This window comes from Paenibacillus sp. MER 180 (assembly GCF_023713665.1).
In the GTDB taxonomy this organism is placed as follows: Bacteria; Bacillota; Bacilli; order Paenibacillales; family Paenibacillaceae; genus Paenibacillus_B; species Paenibacillus_B suaedae.
Map to the genome: position 1 here is coordinate 1 of NZ_JAMAVT010000029.1, position 20,984 is coordinate 20,984.

The 20,984-nt window shown below is 48.5% G+C and carries 19 protein-coding genes; all 19 read right to left on the minus strand.

Annotation, left to right across the window (positions count from 1 at the left end; all coding sequences use genetic code 11):
* Positions 1-720: 720 nt before the first annotated feature.
* Entirely contained in the window at positions 721-2,226 is a 1,506-nt protein-coding gene (lysS, locus tag M3661_RS28030) for a lysine--tRNA ligase (RefSeq protein WP_251490365.1), read from the minus strand.
* A gap of 224 nt (positions 2,227-2,450) precedes the next feature.
* A complete protein-coding gene (gene greA, locus M3661_RS28035; protein WP_021255209.1) occupies positions 2,451-2,927 on the minus strand; it encodes a transcription elongation factor GreA in 477 nt (158 codons plus the stop codon).
* Between the two features lie 301 nt (positions 2,928-3,228).
* Entirely contained in the window at positions 3,229-4,230 is a 1,002-nt protein-coding gene (gene dusB, locus M3661_RS28040) for a tRNA dihydrouridine synthase DusB (protein ID WP_021255208.1), read from the minus strand.
* 89 nt (positions 4,231-4,319) lie between these two features.
* Complete coding sequence (locus M3661_RS28045) at positions 4,320-4,520, minus strand: helix-turn-helix domain-containing protein (RefSeq protein WP_021255207.1); 201 nt, start codon at positions 4,518-4,520, stop codon at positions 4,320-4,322.
* On the minus strand, positions 4,478-5,038 hold the full coding sequence (folK, locus tag M3661_RS28050) for a 2-amino-4-hydroxy-6-hydroxymethyldihydropteridine diphosphokinase (protein ID WP_251490429.1): 561 nt from the start codon (positions 5,036-5,038) through the stop codon (positions 4,478-4,480). The genes M3661_RS28045 and folK overlap by 43 nt, the downstream gene beginning before the upstream one ends.
* A 54-nt stretch (positions 5,039-5,092) precedes the next feature.
* A complete protein-coding gene (gene folB / locus M3661_RS28055) occupies positions 5,093-5,506 on the minus strand; it encodes a dihydroneopterin aldolase (RefSeq protein ID WP_065292138.1) in 414 nt (137 codons plus the stop codon).
* 44 nt (positions 5,507-5,550) lie between these two features.
* Entirely contained in the window at positions 5,551-6,417 is an 867-nt protein-coding gene (folP, locus tag M3661_RS28060; RefSeq protein WP_028532534.1) for a dihydropteroate synthase, read from the minus strand.
* Between the two features lie 123 nt (positions 6,418-6,540).
* A complete protein-coding gene (locus tag M3661_RS28065) occupies positions 6,541-7,425 on the minus strand; it encodes an aminotransferase class IV (protein ID WP_065292139.1) in 885 nt (294 codons plus the stop codon).
* Positions 7,425-8,000 (minus strand): aminodeoxychorismate/anthranilate synthase component II, encoded by a 576-nt coding sequence (gene pabA / locus M3661_RS28070; protein ID WP_251490368.1) that lies wholly within the window; start codon positions 7,998-8,000, stop codon positions 7,425-7,427. Before pabA ends, M3661_RS28065 begins: the two co-directional genes overlap by 1 nt.
* 49 nt (positions 8,001-8,049) lie before the next feature.
* Positions 8,050-9,693, minus strand: a complete 1,644-nt coding sequence (locus M3661_RS28075; protein ID WP_251490371.1) for an anthranilate synthase component I family protein — start codon at positions 9,691-9,693, stop codon at positions 8,050-8,052.
* 231 nt (positions 9,694-9,924) lie between these two features.
* Complete coding sequence (cysK, locus tag M3661_RS28080) at positions 9,925-10,863, minus strand: cysteine synthase A (protein WP_251490374.1); 939 nt, start codon at positions 10,861-10,863, stop codon at positions 9,925-9,927.
* Positions 10,864-11,067: 204 nt separating this feature from the next.
* On the minus strand, positions 11,068-12,009 hold the full coding sequence (locus tag M3661_RS28085; RefSeq protein ID WP_251490377.1) for a SurA N-terminal domain-containing protein: 942 nt from the start codon (positions 12,007-12,009) through the stop codon (positions 11,068-11,070).
* 57 nt (positions 12,010-12,066) lie between these two features.
* Positions 12,067-12,999: an Hsp33 family molecular chaperone HslO gene (gene hslO / locus M3661_RS28090; protein WP_285853382.1), complete on the minus strand. Its 933-nt coding sequence runs from the start codon at positions 12,997-12,999 to the stop codon at positions 12,067-12,069.
* 63 nt (positions 13,000-13,062) lie between these two features.
* The gene (locus tag M3661_RS28095; RefSeq protein WP_021255197.1) at positions 13,063-13,833 is read right to left on the minus strand and encodes a type III pantothenate kinase; all 771 of its coding nucleotides are present in this window, start codon (positions 13,831-13,833) and stop codon (positions 13,063-13,065) included.
* A 508-nt stretch (positions 13,834-14,341) separates the two neighbouring features.
* A complete protein-coding gene (ftsH, locus tag M3661_RS28100; RefSeq protein WP_251490380.1) occupies positions 14,342-16,495 on the minus strand; it encodes an ATP-dependent zinc metalloprotease FtsH in 2,154 nt (717 codons plus the stop codon).
* A gap of 91 nt (positions 16,496-16,586) precedes the next feature.
* Positions 16,587-17,132, minus strand: a complete 546-nt coding sequence (gene hpt / locus M3661_RS28105; RefSeq protein WP_021255195.1) for a hypoxanthine phosphoribosyltransferase — start codon at positions 17,130-17,132, stop codon at positions 16,587-16,589.
* Positions 17,133-17,222: 90 nt separating this feature from the next.
* Positions 17,223-18,815 (minus strand): tRNA lysidine(34) synthetase TilS, encoded by a 1,593-nt coding sequence (tilS, locus tag M3661_RS28110; protein ID WP_251490383.1) that lies wholly within the window; start codon positions 18,813-18,815, stop codon positions 17,223-17,225.
* Between the two features lie 303 nt (positions 18,816-19,118).
* Entirely contained in the window at positions 19,119-20,186 is a 1,068-nt protein-coding gene (locus M3661_RS28115; RefSeq protein WP_251490386.1) for a protein kinase domain-containing protein, read from the minus strand.
* Positions 20,140-20,907: a vWA domain-containing protein gene (locus M3661_RS28120; RefSeq protein ID WP_251490435.1), complete on the minus strand. Its 768-nt coding sequence runs from the start codon at positions 20,905-20,907 to the stop codon at positions 20,140-20,142. Before M3661_RS28120 ends, M3661_RS28115 begins: the two co-directional genes overlap by 47 nt.
* Positions 20,908-20,984 lie beyond the last annotated feature (77 nt).

Below are 20,984 nucleotides of genomic sequence, written 5' to 3' on the forward strand. Positions count from 1 at the left end.
GTTCGTCCTGAGCCAGGATCAAACTCTCCGTTAAAGTTAAGTTTGAACTGCTCATATCTTTTGACGAGGTATTGCTACCTCATTCACAAACGTTGCTCGTTGTTCAGTTTTCAAAGAACAATCTTCAATCCAGCGCTTCGGCTTATCGCCTATTTCGCTTTCGTTCACCGCGTCTCTCAGCGGCGACTCATATAATATATCACGACCACCAATAGTATGCAACAGGTAAAAAATTACTATTTCAATTTTATACAATCTCCCCTATTGAACTGTGCATAAAACCGCTCTACAAAAGGCTTTTTCGTGATTCATATTTCAATTGTCCTCACTTATAACTACCCCATTTCCCCCTGTTTTACACAGCTAAAGGCTATATTCATGATTGTACACAATAATAGCAGCAGCTATCTGCATGCCGCACTAGATCACAAGTAACATCCATCCTATCATCTTCATTCATCCGAGCATACATGTTCTTTCATTTTCCTACATCCAGTGCAAACACCCGACTTCTTCAGTGTAGTCCCATGACACTTCTACATATTTCATCGCTATACCTGATGATTCAACCGCATACGATCACCGTAATTGAAATGAAACTAGTTATTCATTACATCTTTACCTTCTTTCTAATGGAATAGTAGCTATCTCCGAACGAATTAAAAAAGGATCGAACCTAGGCCTAAACCTAGGAGCGATCCTTACTAATGTACATTTATCTTAGTTGCTGCGCTCACGCATGTGAGGGAACAACAGTACGTCACGAATAGACGGCGCATTCGTAAGCAGCATAACGAGGCGATCTACACCGATACCAAGTCCACCTGTTGGCGGCATGCCGTATTCCAATGCACGAATGAAGTCATCGTCCATTTCATGTGCTTCATCGTTACCATGCTCACGCTCTTCCAATTGCGCCTCAAAGCGTTGACGCTGATCGATTGGATCATTAAGCTCTGAGAATGCATTTGCATGTTCACGCGCAACGATGAACAACTCGAAGCGATCTGTGAAGCGTGGATCCTTGTCGTTCTTCTTCGCAAGCGGAGAAATTTCAACCGGATGGCCCGTAACGAATGTTGGCTGAATCAACGTTTCTTCTACGAATTCTTCGAAGAATGCATTCAGAATATGACCGAATGTATGGTGCGGCTCTACCTTCACATTATGTTCCTTCGCAACACGATGCGCCTCTTCGTCTGTCATCTGTGCGGAGAAATCAACACCTGTCACTTCTTTAACTGCATCCACCATCGTTACACGGCGCCATTGCGGCGTCAGATCAACTTCGTGGTTCTGATACTGAATCTTCGTTGTCCCCAACACTTCTTGCGCAATATGCGCAACCAGATTTTCCGTCAGGTCCATGATATCGTTGTAATCTGCATATGCCTCATACAATTCAATCATTGTGAATTCCGGATTGTGACGTGTTGAAATCCCTTCGTTGCGATATACGCGGCCTATTTCGTACACTTTCTCCAATCCGCCCACGATCAAGCGCTTCAAGTGGAGCTCAATCGCAATACGCATGTAGAGTGTCATGTCGAGTGCATTATGATGCGTGATGAACGGACGTGCTGCCGCACCACCAGCGATTGCATGGAGTGTTGGTGTCTCCACTTCCAAGTATCCATGGGAATCCAAATAGCGACGCATCGATTGAATAATACGCGAGCGAGTGACGAACGTCTGCTGAACATCCGGGTTCATAATCAAGTCAACATAGCGCTGACGGTAACGCATTTCCACGTCCTTCAGGCCATGGTATTTCTCTGGAAGCGGCAAGAGCGACTTCGACAAAATCTCAAGCTCCAGCACTTTAATGGACAATTCACCTGTCTTCGTCTTGAATACCGTACCACGAACACCAATGATGTCACCTAGGTCAAGCAGGCTGTAAGCTTCAAATTTTTTCTCATCGATTGTATCTTGACGAACATAAATTTGAATACGGCCGGACAAGTCCTGGATGTGCGCGAAGCTAGCTTTACCCATGCCGCGCTTAGCCATGATACGTCCTGCAAGGCTAACCTCTACACCTGCTTCTTGGAGCTCATCCTTCTCCATCCCATCATACTTATCGAGCACTTCTTTTGCAGTTGCTGTACGCTCATATTTTGTTCCGAACGGATCTACGCCCAGCTTGCGAAGCTCGTCCAATTTGTTGCGGCGAATTTGCAGCAATTCACTTAATTCCGTTTCTTGATTGACGACGTCCGTCATTACACTCCACTCCTTGTATAATTAAATCGAAATATTCCATGATGTATGATAAATGCTTGGGAACGGCACTTATGCTTTCACGTTCTTTCATTTCTTTTCATGAAAAAAAGGGGACAATGTCCTCACTTCCTCACACCGCCGATTGGTGAAAAAAGCTTCCATGTATGGAAGCTTTCATCCCAACTTCTCATGCTTGACGCCACAAGATGCTTAGCCGCAGCCGATTAGCGCTTAATCTCGAGAATTTTGTATTGAATCACGCCTGCAGGAACGTTCACGTCCACAGTTGTGCCCTTTTGCTTGCCCAAAATTGCCTTGCCTACCGGGCTTTCATTCGAAATCCGGTTCTTCAATGGATCGGATTCAGCAGTACCGACAATTGTATATTCCATCTTGTCGCCGAATTCCAAATCCTCAACGATTACCGTCGAACCAATGCTTACAAGATCTGTGTCAATGTCATCGTTGTTAATGATCCGTGCGTTGCGAAGCATTTTTTCCAATGTAATGATACGACCTTCAATGAATGCTTGTTCATTCTTCGCATCTTCATATTCGGAGTTCTCGCTGATGTCGCCGTAGCCGATCGCTACTTTAATCCGCTCTGCCACTTCACGACGTTTAACGGATTTGAGGTTTTCAAGCTCATCCTCCAGCTTCTTCAGACCGTCCTGGGTCAGAATGACTTCTTTATCGCTCATCTTACCGATTCTCCTGTCATGATATATTTCGCATCCAGCCTCAGGGCTGCTAACAACGATCGATGCGAATGCAGCCGATGCGAATGCTATAGTTCATCATATGGCTTGATTGCCACATCATGACTCCACAACTTGGTCGTTCTTTGTCATACATAGTCGTGTAATATACACCAAGCCCGAGGCCAATTTTCTATTGTTGAATTATATGGGATGGATTTGCAAAAGTCAATGAGACCGTACATGCCCTTGAAAACGCTTCGATCCCCTGAACATGCGCCCGTAACAGCTTCTATTGCAGCAATTACTGAACCGTTGATTCAGCTTCTTGCTTCTCATTCACTTGACGTACATACTCCTCCAGCATGCGGGCAACTTCATCACGGCGTGTCTCTTCCATGATGGCATCCTTCACACGCGCGGCAGAAGGCAATCCCTTCAAGTACCATGCCAGATGCTTACGCATCTCCTTCACCGCAACCTGCTCCCCCTTAAGTGCAATGAGGCGATCCATATGAACAAGCGCAATACGAACTTTCTCTTCTGCCGACGGATCTGGGAGCAGCTCTCCTGTCGTCAAATATTCAATCGTGCGATACAGCATCCACGGATTGCCGAGTGCACCGCGTCCAATCATGACGCCGTCGCATCCCGTCTCTTCCAGCATACGCTTCGCGTCTTCCGGAGTGAACACATCCCCGTTGCCGATAACCGGAATCGAGACATTTTCCTTAACTTGGCGAATATAGCTCCAGTCCGCTTGACCCGTATACAGCTGCTCGCGTGTGCGCCCATGTACACTGACCGCTTGACCACCAGCACGCTCAACAGCTTTGGCATTCTCCACTACATAAATGTGATCGTGATCCCAGCCGATTCGCATCTTCACCGTAACCGGTTTATCTACAGCATCAACAACGGCCGACACCATCTCATAGATCTTCTCCGGGTTAAGAAGCCAGCGAGCGCCTGCATCGCATTTTGTTACCTTCGGTACAGGGCAACCCATATTGATATCAATAATATCGGCATTTGAATCTTTATCGACAATTTTGGCAGCTTCAACGAGAGATTTGCGATCCCCGCCAAAAATCTGCAGACTAAGCGGCTTCTCCCTATCATCTACATACAGCATCTCACGAGTACGCTCATTGCCGTGAACAAGCGCCTTGTCACTAACCATTTCTGCGCATACGAGTCCGCATCCGAATTCCTTCGCAATGAGGCGGAAGGCAGGGTTGCACACCCCAGCCATGGGCGCAAGCACGACTTGGTTTTTCATTTCTATATTTGCAATTTTCAGCATTGCTCGCACTCCTTTCAACTCTATCCCTATCCATATGGCTGATATGCCACACGGTTATCTATACAAAACAGGATTACCAATGTTCCATTTTACCGAAAGGAACCCGGTGATGCCAGTTCATCATGTGAAATATTTAATTGCTTGCATATTTCTTTCATTATCTGCTCATCAATCTGCCGATTTCCCCGCTCAATTTCACCGAGCACAGATACTGAGATGCGCACGCGTTCAGACAGCTGCTGCTGCGTCAATCCCCGAAGCTTGCGGAAAGCCCGGATTCGCTTGGCCACTTGCAAGGACTCCACTTCCGAATACCTTCCTTCCCATCCAGTGTTCCCAAGGCATGATGAACGAATGCGTGCAATTCGACAGCCGACTCCGGAACAATATCAGCAAGCGGCACGAGTACGAACAGCCGCTCTCCCATACGAGGATGCGGCAATGTAAGCAGGTCGGTATTCCATGAAGTATCGCCCATCCATAGTAAATCCAAATCAATGACGCGCGGGCCCCAGCGAATATCCCGCACTCGCCCCATTTGCTTCTCAATCGCAAGCATCGCCATCAGCAGTTCATCAGGCTGCAACGTTGTCCGAACACAAGCTGTCATGTTTAGAAAGGCAGGCTGATCCTCATATCCAACCGGATCTGTCTCGTAAATCGCAGAACATCGCACAACTTGAATCTTCTCCTGAGCTTGAAGATGTGTCAACGCATCATACAAGGCCCGCTCCCGCTCACCAATATTTGCACCTAGTGCAATATAAGCAGTCTGCTCTCCAGTATGTGTCACTGGATTGTAATCCATTCCTGCTTTCTCAAGCTCGCTACCGGAGAAATCCGTCTTCATTCCATCCATCTGCTATGCCCCGCTCCCGCTTGAACTCGATTCCGCCCGTACTCTCGTCATCTCAATCGTTACGCCTTGGAAATGTATATCGAACGGCGGGTTCGGCTTCGTTACGCGTACTGTTGCTTCTGAAATCAATGCATATTGCTCCAATAGGACGGCTGCAATACGTTCTGTCAATGCTTCGACAAGCTGATAGGACTCTTCTTCAACAATCTGCTTCACTGTATTATAGATTTCGGCATAATTGATCGAATGCTCAAGCTGATCAGATTTGCCAGCCGTGCGCAGATCTATTTGCAAGTCAAGATCGACAATCCAGCGCTGACCCAATCTCCGTTCCTCTTCGAATACACCATGCCGCCCGAACAATTCAATCCGATGCAACTGCATACGGTCAGGTTTCGATACTTTCGTATTCACCATGAATATACTCCCCTTCTATGCCAAAATAGGGTAATGTCACACCATTACTTCTCTGCGGCTCCATTCCGTTCTCTTGGATACAGCATAGCATCACACATCCGAACGGTCTGAACGATTTCTGATACATCGTGTACCCGCACAATTTGGCAGCCTTGGGCTACTCCCAACACAACCGTAGCTGCCGTCCCTTGAATAAGAGCATCCACTGGAAGCTGCAGTGTCTCACGGATGAACCGCTTGCGTGAAGTTCCCAGCAATACTGGGTACCCAAGCTCAACAAGCTCATCCAAATGATGCATGAGTTCCAAGTTATCCTCGTAGTCCTTGGCAAAACCAATCCCCGGATCCAGCCAAATATTTCGTTCTTCGACACCTGCTGCCTTGGCAATCGCCACACTCTCCAGCAAATCCCGCTTCACATCATCCACATACTGCTCATAATTCCGTTCAGGACGGTTATGCATTAAAATGATGGGACAGTCATAGGAAGCTGCAACACGTGCCATCTCCGGCTCCCGCTTGCAGCCCCAAATATCATTCAAAATATGAGCTCCCGCTTCTAACGCTTGTCTACCGACTTCCGCCTTGTACGTATCGATGGACAATGGGATATGAGGCATTGCCTCATGAAGCGCCTCTATAACGGGAATAACGCGGCGCAGTTCCTCTGCTTCTCCGACCGGTTCATGACCAGGGCGCGTTGACTCTCCGCCTATATCGATAATGTCTACTCCTTGCGCGACCATTTCCTTGGCATGCTCGATTGCACGATCAATCCGATCATAACATCCTCCGTCGGAGAAGGAGTCCGGCGTAACATTCAATATCCCTTGCACCAAGGTACGGTTGCCCAGTATTAATTCTGCTTGATTCCATTTATACGTGTGCTTCCAAAATGTTGGCTGCAACATATACGCATCCCCCACCCTGCCATCGTAGTGATCCAACTTAAAATTTCTTATCCCGTCGTCACCTGACATATCGGAACTTACTATTCGCAAGTTTCATGCACTCTCTAAATCAATCTCGTTTACCTACATCCTGTGAACTGTAGAGGTGCGATACAGATTCAGAAGCTCACGCGTACAAGTTCCTATCCGTCCGTCGCCCACCTGTCTCTTCTCACCTTCCGCATCGACAAGAATCGTCACCGGTACAAGTTCCTGAATGGAGGTTGTCAGGAATACTTCATCTGCCTTCCATAGCTGTTCCCAACCATACTTACCTTCCTCCACATGCATACCTGCCTGGCCCGCCAGCTCCATGACCCACTGCCTTGTAATACCAGGCAGAATGCCGGTCGATACATCTGGTGTGTACAGACGACCATCTTGAACAAAAAACACATTGCTCACGATGCCTTCGGATACATGTCCATTGCAATCCAGCATGAGCCCCTCAGCTCCTAATACGGATGAATCCATTTGTGATAACTCCCGCTTAGCGACGATATTATTCATATATTGTCCCGACTTAAAGCGAACGTCTGTCTCGGGCCCGCTCCGCCGTGTACGAAGCAGTTGCAATGGCTTGCCGCATTCATACATTTCTTCCTGCAAGGCAGGCAGCGACTTCACAAGCACTAACACATTCGGATGCGTATACGCTTCCTGTGGCAGGCCAAAACCATTCTCGCCCGCACTTAAGGTGTAACGAATATATGCCTCCATCAGGCCGTTCGCATCCATCACTTCTCGAATATGACGTTCAACCTGCCCCATATCCACTACATAGTCGATACCAAGCACTCTGCAAGCCGATGTCAACCGCTCCATATGCCGCTCCAACAAGAAGGGCTTCCCATCGTAGGTGCGCATCGTTTCAAACAAGGTCATGCCGTATAAAAAGCCGTGGTCCATGACAGAAACCGCGGCTTGATCAACAGGTACTACCTTCCCATTCCAACCGATAACATCCATTATACGCTCGCCTTCGACTTTAAAAAGTTGCGCAGCATCTGATGCCCGTAATCCGTAATGATCGACTCCGGGTGGAATTGGACACCTTCAATCGGATATTCTCTATGCCGAAGCCCCATAATTTCGCCTTCTTCCGTAGAAGCCGTAATCTCGAGACATTCTGGCAGCGACTCCCGCTCCACCAATAAGGAATGATAGCGAGTTGCTGTAAACGGGCTTGGCAACTCTTCAAACACCGACTGTCCCTCATGATAGATTGGGGATGTCTTCCCGTGCATCAATCGCTGTGCACGGACAACCTTCCCGCCGAATGCCTGTCCAATTGCCTGATGACCTAAGCATACACCGAAGATAGGGATCTTGCCCTTGAAATGTGCAATGACATCAAGTGTTATTCCTGCTTCGTTCGGGGTGCACGGCCCAGGTGACAGCAGCAGATGATCCGGTTGCAGCTTCTCAATACCTTCAATGTCGATTTCGTCATTGCGGTATACTTCCACCTGCTCCCCAAGCTCCCCTAAATATTGAACCAAGTTATACGTAAAAGAATCATAATTGTCGATAACAAGTATCATGCTAAGCTCATCCTCTCTCGGCCATGCCTGGCGGCATGCCTTACCTAATCTAGTCTCCCCGCTCCATCATGTCGCGTTCGCTCAACTGTACTGCCTTCCACAAAGCCTTCGCCTTGTTCCAGCTCTCCTTATATTCACGCGCTGGATCGGAATCAATAACAATGCCCGCTCCCGCCTGAATATGACCTACACCATCCTTCACGGTCATGGTGCGGATAATTATATTAAATTCCATGTCGCCATTATAGTCAATCCAGCCGAATGATCCCGTATATGGCCCTCTTCGTACTGGCTCCAATTCTTCGATGATTTCCATCGTTCTCACTTTCGGAGCTCCTGTAATCGTCCCTCCAGGGAATGTCGCTCGCAGCACGTCGAAGGCGTCTTTGCCGGCCGCCAGCTTCCCTTTCACCTCAGAAACCAAATGCATAACATGCGAGTAATATTCAATTGTCATTAACTCATCCACCCGCACAGAGCCGTATTCCGATATGCGTCCAACATCATTGCGCTCTAGATCAACGAGCATAATATGCTCGGCCTGCTCCTTCTCATTCGTACGCAGCTCTTCTGCCATGCGGGCATCCTCTTCCGGGGTATGCCCTCTCCGTCTCGTGCCTGCAATCGGACGAGTGCTCACTTCCCCATCCTTCAGGCCAACCAGGAGCTCGGGGGAACAAGATACAAGCTGGAAGTCAGGGAAACGAAGCAGTCCCATGTATGGAGATGGGTTAAGCACCCTCAACCATTCATAGAGCCGTTCCGGAGTTTCACGCAGCGCGCGCATCTGTCTCATGGACAGGTTTACTTGAAAGACATCACCTTGACCAATATATTGCTGAATCTGCCGTACAGCCTCCTCGAAATCCCCCTTCGGGAATGCCGTCTGTACACCTTCCAGCACATCCACATCGAGAAGATTGCCTTCCTTCAGACAGCGGCGACGAAGCTCAGCGGCCTGCTTCGCCTCATCCGTACGGCAAGATTCCCACCAGACATCCCAGCGCTTCTTCAACTTATCTGCACGCTGGTAAGCAATCTCATAGTGGATAGATACCCATTCCTCATATCTGGATTCGGCGGTCTGAGTGGAGGACTTATCCTCCTTCATTTGGTGCTTGTACGCAGGTGAGGCGCTTGGATCAACCTCCGTCATTACCGCACAGTATAGCGCTTGTTCCTCATGATCGACAATCCATAGCTCATTCATTTGCATAAACACATAATCGGGAAGATTCAAATCATCCGCCGCCAATTCGGGGAGCCGCTCAATGGATCTAGCAATGTCGTAGCTTATATAGCCGACACATCCCCCAGTGAACTTTGGAAGCCCCTCTATGCGCGGCCCACGGTAAGGCGACATCCATTCCTTCACCAAATCTAACGGAGCTCCCTCGCGTACCTGTTCATTTCCGTCTGACAGGACGATGTGTGCAGAATACCCCTTCCCTCTAATCATAGATACGGGGTCTAACCCCACAATCGTATAGCGCCCACCCTTCCCACTCTCCAGTACGAAGGTGCTCTGCCCTGCATCTGCCCATGCCGATTCCCAAGAAGGAATGTGCGTACTTCCTGCCTGCAACTCATACTTAACCACGTACGGAAGGATCGTGTATTGATTATCGATATAGCAGCGCCATTGCTCTTGTGCGATAAGCGCCTGTCCACTTAGTACTGTTGATTGAACCATATGACCACCTCTTCACCCTAGTCCATCATTCCTGCTTATCGATCCCAACTTTCCTTGGATGATAATCATTATCGGATTACTGATTAGTATAAACAATGAGACTACGGATGAAAAGATGAACCACTTACATTTTCTGCATTTTCCTTCATATAAAAATCCCCCCATCTCAGCTATCGTACAGAAGCATTATGCTTCCAAGTACACAGTTGGATGAGGGGATGTATTCATTCCTTAATCTTCAAAATTAAATAACGCTGTGCTTAAATAACGTTCGCCGTTGCTTGGTACGACTGCAACAATACGCTTTCCGGCTCCCAATTCCTTCGCAAGCTGCAATGCAGCATAGATCGCTGCCCCCGAGGAGATGCCGACTAAGATGCCTTCTTCCTTCGCAACACGGCGCGCTATCTCAAATGCGTCTTCATTCTCAACCGTAATAATTCGATCATAAATCTCACGGTTCAATATATCAGGTACGAAGTTTGCCCCAATCCCTTGGATTTTGTGCGGGCCTGGCTTGCCTCCAGACAATAATGGAGATGAGGCTGGCTCTACTGCTGCAATTTGAATGCCGGGGAAGTTCTCCTTCAGCACTTCACCAGCACCAGAGATTGTCCCCCCTGTGCCAATGCCAGCGATAAACGCATCCAGCTTGCCATCGAGCGATTGAATCGCTTCAACAATTTCTGGACCTGTCGTCTCCCGATGAATCTTGACGTTCGCTTGGTTCTTGAATTGTTGCGGGATAAAATAAGTAGGGTTCTCTTGTGCCAGCTCTTCAGCCTTGCGAACCGCACCATTCATTCCTTCTGCCCCCGGAGTAAGCACAAGCTCAGCCCCATATGCGCGCAGGAGATTGCGGCGCTCAATGCTCATCGTCTCAGGCATAACCAATATGGCCTTATATCCCTTCGCAGCAGCTACCATTGCAAGCCCAATGCCCGTATTGCCGCTCGTAGGCTCTACAATGGTATCTCCCGGCTTCAATATGCCTTCCTGTTCGGCTACCTCGATCATACTTATTGCGATCCGGTCTTTGACACTGGAGCCCGGATTCTGATATTCCAGCTTCACATAAATTTCGGCGCTATCTTCTGGTACAATTCGATTCAGGCGTACAAGTGGAGTATCCCCGATTAGTTCGGTCACGCTATTGACGATTCTTGGCATAGAGAGCCCTCCCACAGGTTAATAGGAATTGAAATATTTCCGACTAATTCACTAGGTTTTAATTTATATTAGCAAGCCGATAGTCGAATGTCAATAGACCTACTCAAAAATATTCCAAGTTTTCTCGTTCTCTGTCTGAAAAACAACAAAAAGCCCGCCCGAATAAATCATCTTATTCGGACGGACTGCTATTCATGTCACCACTTACTGTGATGAAAAGGCTGCATCTGCAATTGCCGCGCCGTATTTCTCTCGGAGCGCTTTTCTCCATTGTACTAATGGAGGAGACTTCTCCAGCGCGATTTCTTTGCGAATACGCTCACGCATCTCATCATGTTGTTCAGGCCTTACTTCCTTCTTGCCAGTAAGCTGGATAATCGCATATCCATCCTTAATCTTAACCGGCTTCGAAGTATCGCCTACTTCCATCAAGGACACTTGGTTCAGTTCCGCGTGATCGATGAATGGATCATCCTCATCAATCCACCCTATTCTCCCACCCTGCTGTGAAGAGAAGGAGTCAAGAGAGAACTCACCTGCAAGGAAACCGAAAGATTCGCCTTGCTTAATGCGGCCAATAATTGCTTCCGCGTCAGCGACGTTCGATACTGTGATATGTGCCATTTGATAGGAGTTGATTGGCTCGTATTCACCCTTATGTTCACGCATGTACTCGTCAATATCATCATCACCGATATCAATGCCGTACGTTGCGATTTTTTCCAATAGAAGTTGATTGCGCATGTCTTGGCTTAATTGTTCCGGACTCATTCCTAGTTGTTCTTTCATCGCTTGGTAATAAGCCTCTTCACTTTCATAACCCTTCATTTGACGCTTAATCTCTCGGGTGACTTCTTCAGAAGTCACCTCAACCCCGAGCGACTTCGCTTCCTGCTCAGCCGCTCGGTTCGTCAGCATCTGCTCCAGTACTAACCCACCGTACTGCTGCTCCAATTCTCTGTTCCACTCTGCACGCGTAATCTTATGCGACCCAACTGACGCAACGACTGATGAGGAATCGGATGAAGCAGGCTCGGGGGGCCCGACCGGAACATCGAGCCGTGAAATAAGTATGCCTGCAAGCACGATCACACAGGCAAACAATACAATAATACAGCCCCATAAGCTCTTGACTTCTCTCGTCATATCGCTTGCTTCCCTTACCTCATATTTCCTTGTAGCACGCCTGTGCTTACACTTACTTTACGATTGCGTCTTCTTCGTTACTGCCGCAGCAGCCAGCTTCTCAAGATCATCACGGTTGAAGACATACGCCTCGTTGCAGAAATGACATACAACTTCAGCTTTATGATCCTCATTTATAATCGCTCGCAGCTCTTCCTGTCCTAAGCTAATAAGCGTGCTTTCCACGCGTTCTCTTGAGCATTGGCATTGGAACACAAGCGGCATCCGATCCATGATATGAACATCCTTCACGATCCATGTTACCAGCTCTTCAAGCTCCATGCCTTGATCAAGCAAGGCTGTTACTGGTGGCAATGTGCTTAACGATTGCTCAATCTTCGTTATCTCTTCATCATACAAGCCTGGCAGCAATTGAATAATAAATCCACCTGCATGTAGTACAGAATTGTCAGTGTCTACGAGTACGCCAAGCCCGACTGCGGATGGCGTCTGCTCCGATGTTGCAAAGTAATACGTAAAGTCCTCACCCAGTTCTCCCGAAATAATCGGAGAGCTTCCACGGTAAGGCTCCTTCAAGCCTAGATCCTTCGTAATGTGAATGAAGCCGCTGCGGCCTACTGCTCCCGCAACATCCAGCTTACCTTCTGAGTTGCTTGCTAAATGAACTTGGGGATGTGTCACATAGCCGCGAACCTCTCCACGCGCGTTGGCATCCGCAACGACCTGACCAATGGGGCCATCACCCTTCACCTGTACCGTAAGCTTCTCTTCGCCCTTCAGCATCGCACCCATCATTGCAGCAGCCGTTACTGTACGCCCTAATGCAGCTGTTGCTGTTGGGTATGTACCGTGGCGACGTTGCAGCTCATTAACCAAGTTAGTCGTGCGCGCAGCAAAAATCCGTACCTTTCCACCTAATCCAGTCCCACGGATAAGCATATCCTGCACGGTATCTTGATTGATGTTCTGTTGTTGCTTGCTCTCTTCCATGAGTGCCTCCTGTTGCCTTACATATTTTAAATACGAATGACAGTTTACAACGATTTCTCTATATTATTGGTTACGATTGTAAATGAGACGCAGTCCTTCAAGGGTCAGCAAGGGATTCGTCGTATCAATTGTACGCGATTCGCTTGCAATGAGCTCGGCCAAGCCACCCGTTGCAACGACCTTAGGTTGTGCGCCTAGTTCTTGGCTTATGCGATCCACGATCCCATCAACTTGTCCGGCGTATCCGAATATGATGCCTGCCTGCATGGAATGAACCGTATTGCGGCCAATAACGGACTTCGGCTTCGTCAACTCAATACGAGGGAGCTTCGCTGCACGCTGATAGAGCGCCTCAGTTGAGATGCCAATCCCCGGAACGATTGCCCCGCCCAAGTAATTGCCTTGCACATCAATCACATCAAAAGTTGTCGCTGTACCGAAATCGACAACTACAAGCGGCATCTCACCACCGTATTGGTCGATGGCAGCAACCGCGTTCACGATGCGGTCTGCACCAACCTCACGCGGGTTTTCATATCGGATATTCAACCCTGTCTTCACGCCTGGCCCTACGATAAGCGGCGTCTTGTACAAGTACGTCTCACACAAGAGTTCCATCGTAGACATAATCGGAGGAACGACAGACGAGATAATAACTCCGTCGATATCCTTAACCGAAAGCCCTGCCAGTGAGAATAAGTTGTGGATCATGACACCATATTCATCCGCTGTCGCTTGACGATTCGTAGACAGCCTCCAAAAATGCTGCAGCGTCTCCTGCTGATATACACCTAGAACAATATTTGTATTTCCTACATCGATAACGAGAATCACAGTTCTATCCCTCTTTCTTCGCATTCAAGTCAAGATTGATGTCGACCGTTATAACCATGGAAACGCTTATACGGAATTGACATCGACACCGATCAACGCTTTGCCGCGAACGGTAGAGCGTGAACTCGCCCGTTGCTTCAATCTTGATGTATTCTTTACGCAACTAGCAGGAAAGTAGAACACCTGCATGACGCATCATCAACGGTGGCAACGTTGTACGATGACAGGTTATAGTACCGCTCGTACCAACAGAACTTCCATCATTCCATCAGACACGAGCGCCAACACCCAAGTGAAAAATCTATCATGCAGTACGGCACGAAAACCGTCATTATGATCTGCACGTATGGACTCCCACTTGTTGTAGTCATTAACACTTAATTTACACAACGCCTATGGCTGTGTCAATTCACAATCGAGACTGCGCCAATATTTCAATAAGCATAAAAAAAGAGTGCACGCTATGGTGCACTCTTTACAATCGCCGAATCGGCGAATGAGGGCTATTCTATTGGTTGTTGTTCTTGTTGTCATCCGGATTGCCTGTGGCATCTGTATTCGTCTCTGACTGCTCGGAAGGAGCATCTGGACGTTCAACCGCCTGTGGCTCATTGCTGCGGAAGTCCTCTGGAGAGGTTCCGTTCGGAATGTCGCCTTCCGGCTTAGCATCAGCTGGGGAATCCCACTGCGTAGGGCCAAGCTTCTCTGGCTTGCCAACAAGGTTCACCTTCACATCGCCAGTTGTCTCAATAATTGGCGTACTGGAAGATGTGCCGCCTGTCACCGATGTGCTGGCAGAATCATCTCCATCCGACTTCTTATCGGAGATATGGCCATTCTCGATCAATTGCTTGATTTGATCAAGTTCGAGTGTCTCCAACTCAAGCAATGTATTGGCGATGAGGTTCATTTCGCGAGTATGCTTCGTCAGCAATGCCTTCGCACGCTCGTAGCAATCGTTCATGATACGCTGCATCTCCTGATCGATTTCGTAAGCAATCGCATCAGAATAGTTCTGTTCATGACCAAGGTCACGACCAAGGAATACTTCTCCTTGACGGTTGCCGAACTGCATTGGGCCGAGCTTCTCGCTCATGCCGTACTCCATAATCATGCTGCGCACAATTCGTGTTGCTTGCTGGAAGTCACTATAAGCGCCTGTGCCGATTTCGCCGATGAACAATTCCTCAGCAACCCGACCACCAAGCAAACCTGTAACTCTGTCCAGAAGCTCTTGCTTTGTTGTAAGCATACGATCTTCCTTCGGCAGCATGATGACGTATCCGCCAGCACGTCCGCGAGGAATAATCGTAACCTTGTGCACCATATCTGCATGTTCCAAGAAGTATCCGATAATAGTATGACCGGCTTCATGGAACGCGACAATACGTTTTTCTCGATCGCTGATCATGCGGCTGCGCTTCTCTGTACCTACGATTACGCGGTCGATTGCTTCGTCCACATCTGTCATCGTAATGTCTTTATGGTTTTTGCGCGCTGCAAGCAATGCTGCTTCGTTCAGCAAGTTCTCCAAGTCGGCACCCGTAAATCCAGTTGTACGCTTGGCAATTGTATTCAGCTTCACGTCCTTGTTCAGCGGCTTGTTGCGCGCGTGAACCTTCAATACAGCTTCCCGGCCCTTCAAGTCAGGGCGATCCACTGTGATTTGACGGTCGAAACGACCTGGACGGAGCAATGCTGGATCAAGAATATCTGGTCGGTTCGTTGCTGCGACAATGATAATTCCTTCATTGGCGCCGAAGCCGTCCATCTCGACGAGCAATTGGTTAAGCGTCTGCTCCCGCTCGTCATGACCGCCGCCAAGACCGGCGCCGCGCTGACGACCAACAGCATCGATTTCATCAATAAAGATAATACAAGGAGCATTTTTCTTCGCATTTTCGAACAGGTCACGCACACGGGATGCACCGACACCGACGAACATTTCAACGAAGTCAGAACCTGAAATGCTGAAGAAAGGAACTCCTGCTTCGCCTGCAACAGCACGTGCAAGCAATGTCTTACCTGTACCTGGAGGACCGTTCAGAAGAACGCCCTTCGGTATGCGTGCGCCGAGTGCTGCGAACTTGCGCGGATCCTTAAGGAATTCGACGACCTCGACCAATTCCTGCTTCTCTTCATCCGCCCCTGCAACATCCTCGAAGGTAACACGCTTCTTCTCTTCATTATACAAGCGAGCACGGCTCTTGCCGAAATTCATGACCTTGCCGCCGCCACCCTGAGCTTGATTAAAGAAGACGAAGAACAGGATGAACATGATCACAAATGGAATGAAGGAAGTCAGGACCGTCAGCCATAGGCTTTGCTCCTCCATCTTCTTCCACGTAAGCTTGAGGGATTGCTGTGCCGTATCGGCCTTCATAATCTCCTCAATAGCTGGTGAGCTATCTGGAATATACGTTACGAACTGCTGAGATTTCTGTCCATCTGGAATTTTCTTATATTTACCGATGACCAAATATGCCCGACCTTCATATTGAATCGTCATTTCGTCTATATTGTTGGCCGCTAACTCTTTGCGAAACTGGTCATATCTCGGGGTTTCCGTGGCTTCTCCGCCGTTGCCAATGAATTGGACAATGCCGACCACGACTAGAAAAAGAATCAGATAAAAACCAGAGTTCTTAAAAAAGCGATTCATCCCCAACCTCCTCTCAAAGACACGAAATTATTGTATCATAGCACGTATTGCCATCACAACTTGACCATCTAAGCGATGAGAATGAATGATTCTACACCTCGTCGGAATAAATCTCACGCTTCAATACGCCAATGTATGGAAGGTTGCGATACTTCTCTGCAAAATCAAGTCCGTACCCAACGATGAACTCATCCGGCAGAACGAAGCCTTTGTAGTCTGCTTCCATATTAGTGGTGCGACGCGCCGGCTTATCGAACAGAGTAACTACACGGATCGAGTTCGCCTTGCGACCCTGAAGCACCTCAATTAAGTAACTGAGGGTCAGCCCTGTATCAATAATGTCCTCCACAATGAGAACGTCGCGGCCTTCAACCGATACATCCAAATCCTTCATAATACGCACAACGCCCGAAGACTTCGTCGATGCGCCATAGCTGGATACCGCCATGAAGTCCAATTCCAACGGTACTGTAACATTCTTAACCAAATCGGCCATAAAAATGAACGCGCCCTTGAGCACGCAAATAACGAGTGGACATTTACCAGCGTAATCGCGGCTAATCTGTTCACCCAATTCCTGTACTTTTGCTTGAAGCTGTTCCTCGCTAAATACTACCTTCTCAATGTCGTTATGCAATGATGGGCCCTCCTATTGTGAATACTCAATCTTATGTGAACGTTAATCGTTCCATGCGGCAAGCCAATGACCGGCTATGTCTTCGTTACCTCATGGATGGACAGATCGCTCATGGGCTCCGCCCTCCAGTGCAAAATGAACGACCGCTTGTGTCGAAGGCTTCACATATGCCGCATTAGAACGCCGCACTCCAGGTATCCACACAATGTGTCCGTTCGCGTCCGCAACAAGAGGAATCGTGTCACGCAATGACGGCGCGATTTTCAAGTCAACGAACATATCTTGCACTTTTTTGCTGCCATTTAGTCCTTGCACCCGCATCCGATCTCCCGGCTGCCGAGTACGAACAACAAGCGGCCAGCACAGCTGTTCAGCATCGAATGAAGCTTCCCAAGCCTGTCCGTGATGATGTTGACCCGCTGAAAAGCTCTCGCTCCTTCCGGCATCACTGCCAGCCTTCACTTCTGCCACAGCCGTCCACCGCAGTGTGCTGTTGTTATTCGGTAATGACAATTGCCCCATTGCATCGGTTCTATGTATCGTAAAGCCAGTCTTGCAGTCTGCACCTTCTGTAGAATCATGGTGTATCCGAAGCCATAGCAAACGCTCATATTCACGCGCAAATACAATGTCTTGAGCAACATCCACCCTCCACGTAGTCGAACACTCGCCTGCTGCTCTCACTCTTGCTGAGTCAACGGCTTCAAAATCAATCTGATCCGAACCTCGTGTAAGATAATTTAATATTAGTTTAATCAACCTGCGTTGTAAAGCAACATGTAATCCTAGAAAGGTGTTCCGATCAAGAATATATCCCGCCTGCACATGCGGAATAAATAATGCGGCATTGCTGTCACCAGACCTACCATCGTTTACCGCCTTTACGTGACGTTGAAACAACCTGCGGGTCTCCGCTTCCATATAAGCATCTTCATCACGCAGTGAGTCCGCCATCCTGCAGAGCGCTTCAACTAGTCTTGGATTCTCCTCCTCAAGCTGAGGGATAATATCCAGCCGCATCCGATTGCGAAAATAACTGCGCTTGGTGTTGCTGCTGTCGTTCACATATGGAATATCCCGCACTGAGCACCAATGGAGCACCTCCATCTTACGCAGCATTAGCAATGGCCGAACAAAGAGCAGCCCTTCTTCTTCGCGGCTCCACGCCATACCAGCTAACCCAGTGCTGCCTGATCCTCTTATTAAGCGCATAAGTACGGTCTCGGCTTGGTCATCCGCATGATGGGCCAGTGCAACATGAGTAGCTCCATAATGACTGGCAGTACGGATGAGGAACTCATAACGAAGCTGCCTTGCTGCCGCCTGAGGATTAAGTCCTTCCCGCTTCGCTAAGCCAGGAGCATCGACCCGGATCATCTCAAATGGCAGCCCCAATCTTGTCGCTTCCTGCTCGACGAATCTGGCCTCTTCATCTGATTCTTGCCCGCGAAATCCGTGATGAACATGGGCAACAATGAGCCTGCCCGGCTTGCAGTCACTTCGTTCGTTCAATGCAGCCAATGCATGTAGAAGCAGCATCGAATCCGGACCGCCTGATACAGCTACTACCATTACAGCACCTGCACCCCAAAGACCTCTCTTACACCAATCGGCTTCCAATTGCTCTATCCATTTGTCCCAAGCATTGAATTGATCACCGTCCGCTGATTGTCCTGCTGTCATTATTCATCCCCGATTCCCGCATTCATTCAAGCACCTGCATGCTTCCGCAGAAAGCTCCACTCACGTGCAGGTTCATGTCCCGTCTTGCTATGTATGAAGCATACCAAATCGATGAAGCACGTTCAAAATCTGCGTGCTACCAATCGAGCCCGTGAAGCCTGCATTGCATCCATCGGAAGTCGATTGAGTTCACCCGCTACCATTCCGAACATCTTCTTAATAAGTATGTATGTATAACTACGTTGTTCCTACGGATAAGATGCATATGATTGTTACCAATATACCACAATTTAGGCTATGAAATTAATAGGGGATTCCTGTCCACCATGCGATACTAATTGCAAACAAAATAACAGATACAGCAAAAAACCACTTCATCCATAGCGGAGTTGGCCGATATGGCCGCATCCCCGATCGATGCAAGCGGCGACTTAATTCATCCCACATCCGGCATGCTTCTTCCGAATTTGAAAATGTCCCCTTTAACGCATGGACAAGCCATGACTCGTAATGCCGCAGGACAGGATGGGTATGAACAAGCTCCAGCACTTCCTTTACTTCCCGCGTTTGGGGCAATGCCCGTTTCATGCGCTCACGGAGCTCCTTTCCCCCGAGCACCTGAATCGTCAGTATGGCAAATGAGAACAGATCATATCCATCATCTGCGGTACGCGAGCCCGCATGCCAATACCCCCGATCATACATTTCAGTGAATTGCTTTACGCTCTTCCCTCTGCTCGTTAATCCTCCATAATCAACAAGCTCAACCTCTCCGCCATTACCTACAATGACATTTTCCGCCTTAAGATCGCCGAAAACCCATCCATGCCGATGTACATTATGCAGCTTCGCCAGCAGTTTGCTCCCCACTATACCGTACCACCTGGGGCCCTTCTTCCGGATGTAAGCTTTAATACTTTCACCTGGAACATAGCGCATTACATAAAAGGATATACGCTCCCCATTCATATCTGCATCATCTACATCAACAAGGAAGGGGCGATTGTCTTGGTGAGCTGATGATCGGGAGGATGTTCGCCGCTGCTTCTCCAGACTGCCAAGGGCATTCACTTCCGATTGGAGATCTACGGCGTTGGCGCTTATTTTCAACGCAAAGGTGCCTATCGCTCCCCCACGTCCATCATTAGGGGCCGACAGCAGCGTCACCAGATAGACTACCCCATTGGCGCCACTTCCAAGAAGACGCTCAATCCGATAGGCACGGTGATTCCATACCCCATGCAGCACCATGCCTGCCCGCAACTGGTGGTGGGAGTCTCCCTTTTGGGATTTTTGGGATGCTCTATTGAGTTGTCGCCTTTCCTTAAACGATGTAGTCACTCCATACCCCGTCCATTTCCATTCTTTCATGATGATTAATAGGCACCACTTCTGCTTCCTTGTTCACAGTACGAGGTGCCGCAAGATAATAATCTATGACTTGCAGCAAAGCCGGGCCAGTCGGTGTTGTCCCACGCATATTCAGTCGCTGAAACAACTTCTTCGCACGCGTGATCTCATCCGTCCACTCCAAGTCCTGTACTGCTTCCTCTCCCCCATATGGGCCAGGAAAATGAAATACACACAGCTCACTCTTGCCGCTTCGAGCTTGCAGGCTAAGCATTAAATCTCGTATCGCTTCCTCGACTGCGGCCAGCTTCGGCTTCATGCTTGCACTAGCATCAATAAGCAGCGCCACCTTGAGCGCTGACTGTTCCGTCATATCGTCCATGACACGAACCACTTCAGAACGCTTCTCCAGTGGAAGTGCTTGCACGCCATCAGTTGCAGCATCACCCAGAATTAGCTTCAATTCCTTATTCACAGCCTGCTGTATCGTCTGCACTACTGTCTTACGTGTCATCATCTGAATCGTCTGTGACAGCTCATGCGATTGCACGATGCGGCTTACACCACCGCCTGCACTAGCAATCTCCTCAATCTCGCAAGCACCCAATTGTCCAATTGTACCATAATCAACAATGCCGACTACATTGACCGTTATTCCGTTCTCCCTTGCCTCCGCGGCGGCAATGGCGGGCTGAATGCCTACATTGGAGCATCCATCCGTAATGAGAAGAATTTGCTTCATCATCCTTCATTCATCTCCCTATGGTCAACTATGAATCTAGTTCTAGTGTGCCCCATAATAGGAGAGTTTAACCATAG

Coding starts and splice junctions, on each gene's coding strand:
- ftsH (WP_251490380.1), bottom strand. CDS start 16,495: ATGAATCGCTTTTTTAAGAACTCTGGTTTTTATCTGATTCTTTTTCTA.
- folP (WP_028532534.1), bottom strand. CDS start 6,417: ATGTTGCAGCCAACATTTTGGAAGCACACGTATAAATGGAATCAAGCA.
- tilS (WP_251490383.1), bottom strand. CDS start 18,815: ATGACAGCAGGACAATCAGCGGACGGTGATCAATTCAATGCTTGGGAC.
- greA (WP_021255209.1), bottom strand. CDS start 2,927: ATGAGCGATAAAGAAGTCATTCTGACCCAGGACGGTCTGAAGAAGCTG.
- M3661_RS28115 (WP_251490386.1), bottom strand. CDS start 20,186: ATGAAAGAATGGAAATGGACGGGGTATGGAGTGACTACATCGTTTAAG.
- cysK (WP_251490374.1), bottom strand. CDS start 10,863: ATGCCAAGAATCGTCAATAGCGTGACCGAACTAATCGGGGATACTCCA.
- pabA (WP_251490368.1), bottom strand. CDS start 8,000: ATGATACTTGTTATCGACAATTATGATTCTTTTACGTATAACTTGGTT.
- lysS (WP_251490365.1), bottom strand. CDS start 2,226: ATGACGGACGTCGTCAATCAAGAAACGGAATTAAGTGAATTGCTGCAA.
- hslO (WP_285853382.1), bottom strand. CDS start 12,999: ATGGAAGAGAGCAAGCAACAACAGAACATCAATCAAGATACCGTGCAG.
- M3661_RS28120 (WP_251490435.1), bottom strand. CDS start 20,907: ATGAAGCAAATTCTTCTCATTACGGATGGATGCTCCAATGTAGGCATT.
- folK (WP_251490429.1), bottom strand. CDS start 5,038: ATGGATTACAATCCAGTGACACATACTGGAGAGCAGACTGCTTATATT.
- folB (WP_065292138.1), bottom strand. CDS start 5,506: ATGGTGAATACGAAAGTATCGAAACCTGACCGTATGCAGTTGCATCGG.
- M3661_RS28065 (WP_065292139.1), bottom strand. CDS start 7,425: ATGGATGTTATCGGTTGGAATGGGAAGGTAGTACCTGTTGATCAAGCC.
- M3661_RS28085 (WP_251490377.1), bottom strand. CDS start 12,009: ATGACGAGAGAAGTCAAGAGCTTATGGGGCTGTATTATTGTATTGTTT.
- dusB (WP_021255208.1), bottom strand. CDS start 4,230: ATGCTGAAAATTGCAAATATAGAAATGAAAAACCAAGTCGTGCTTGCG.
- M3661_RS28075 (WP_251490371.1), bottom strand. CDS start 9,693: ATGGTTCAATCAACAGTACTAAGTGGACAGGCGCTTATCGCACAAGAG.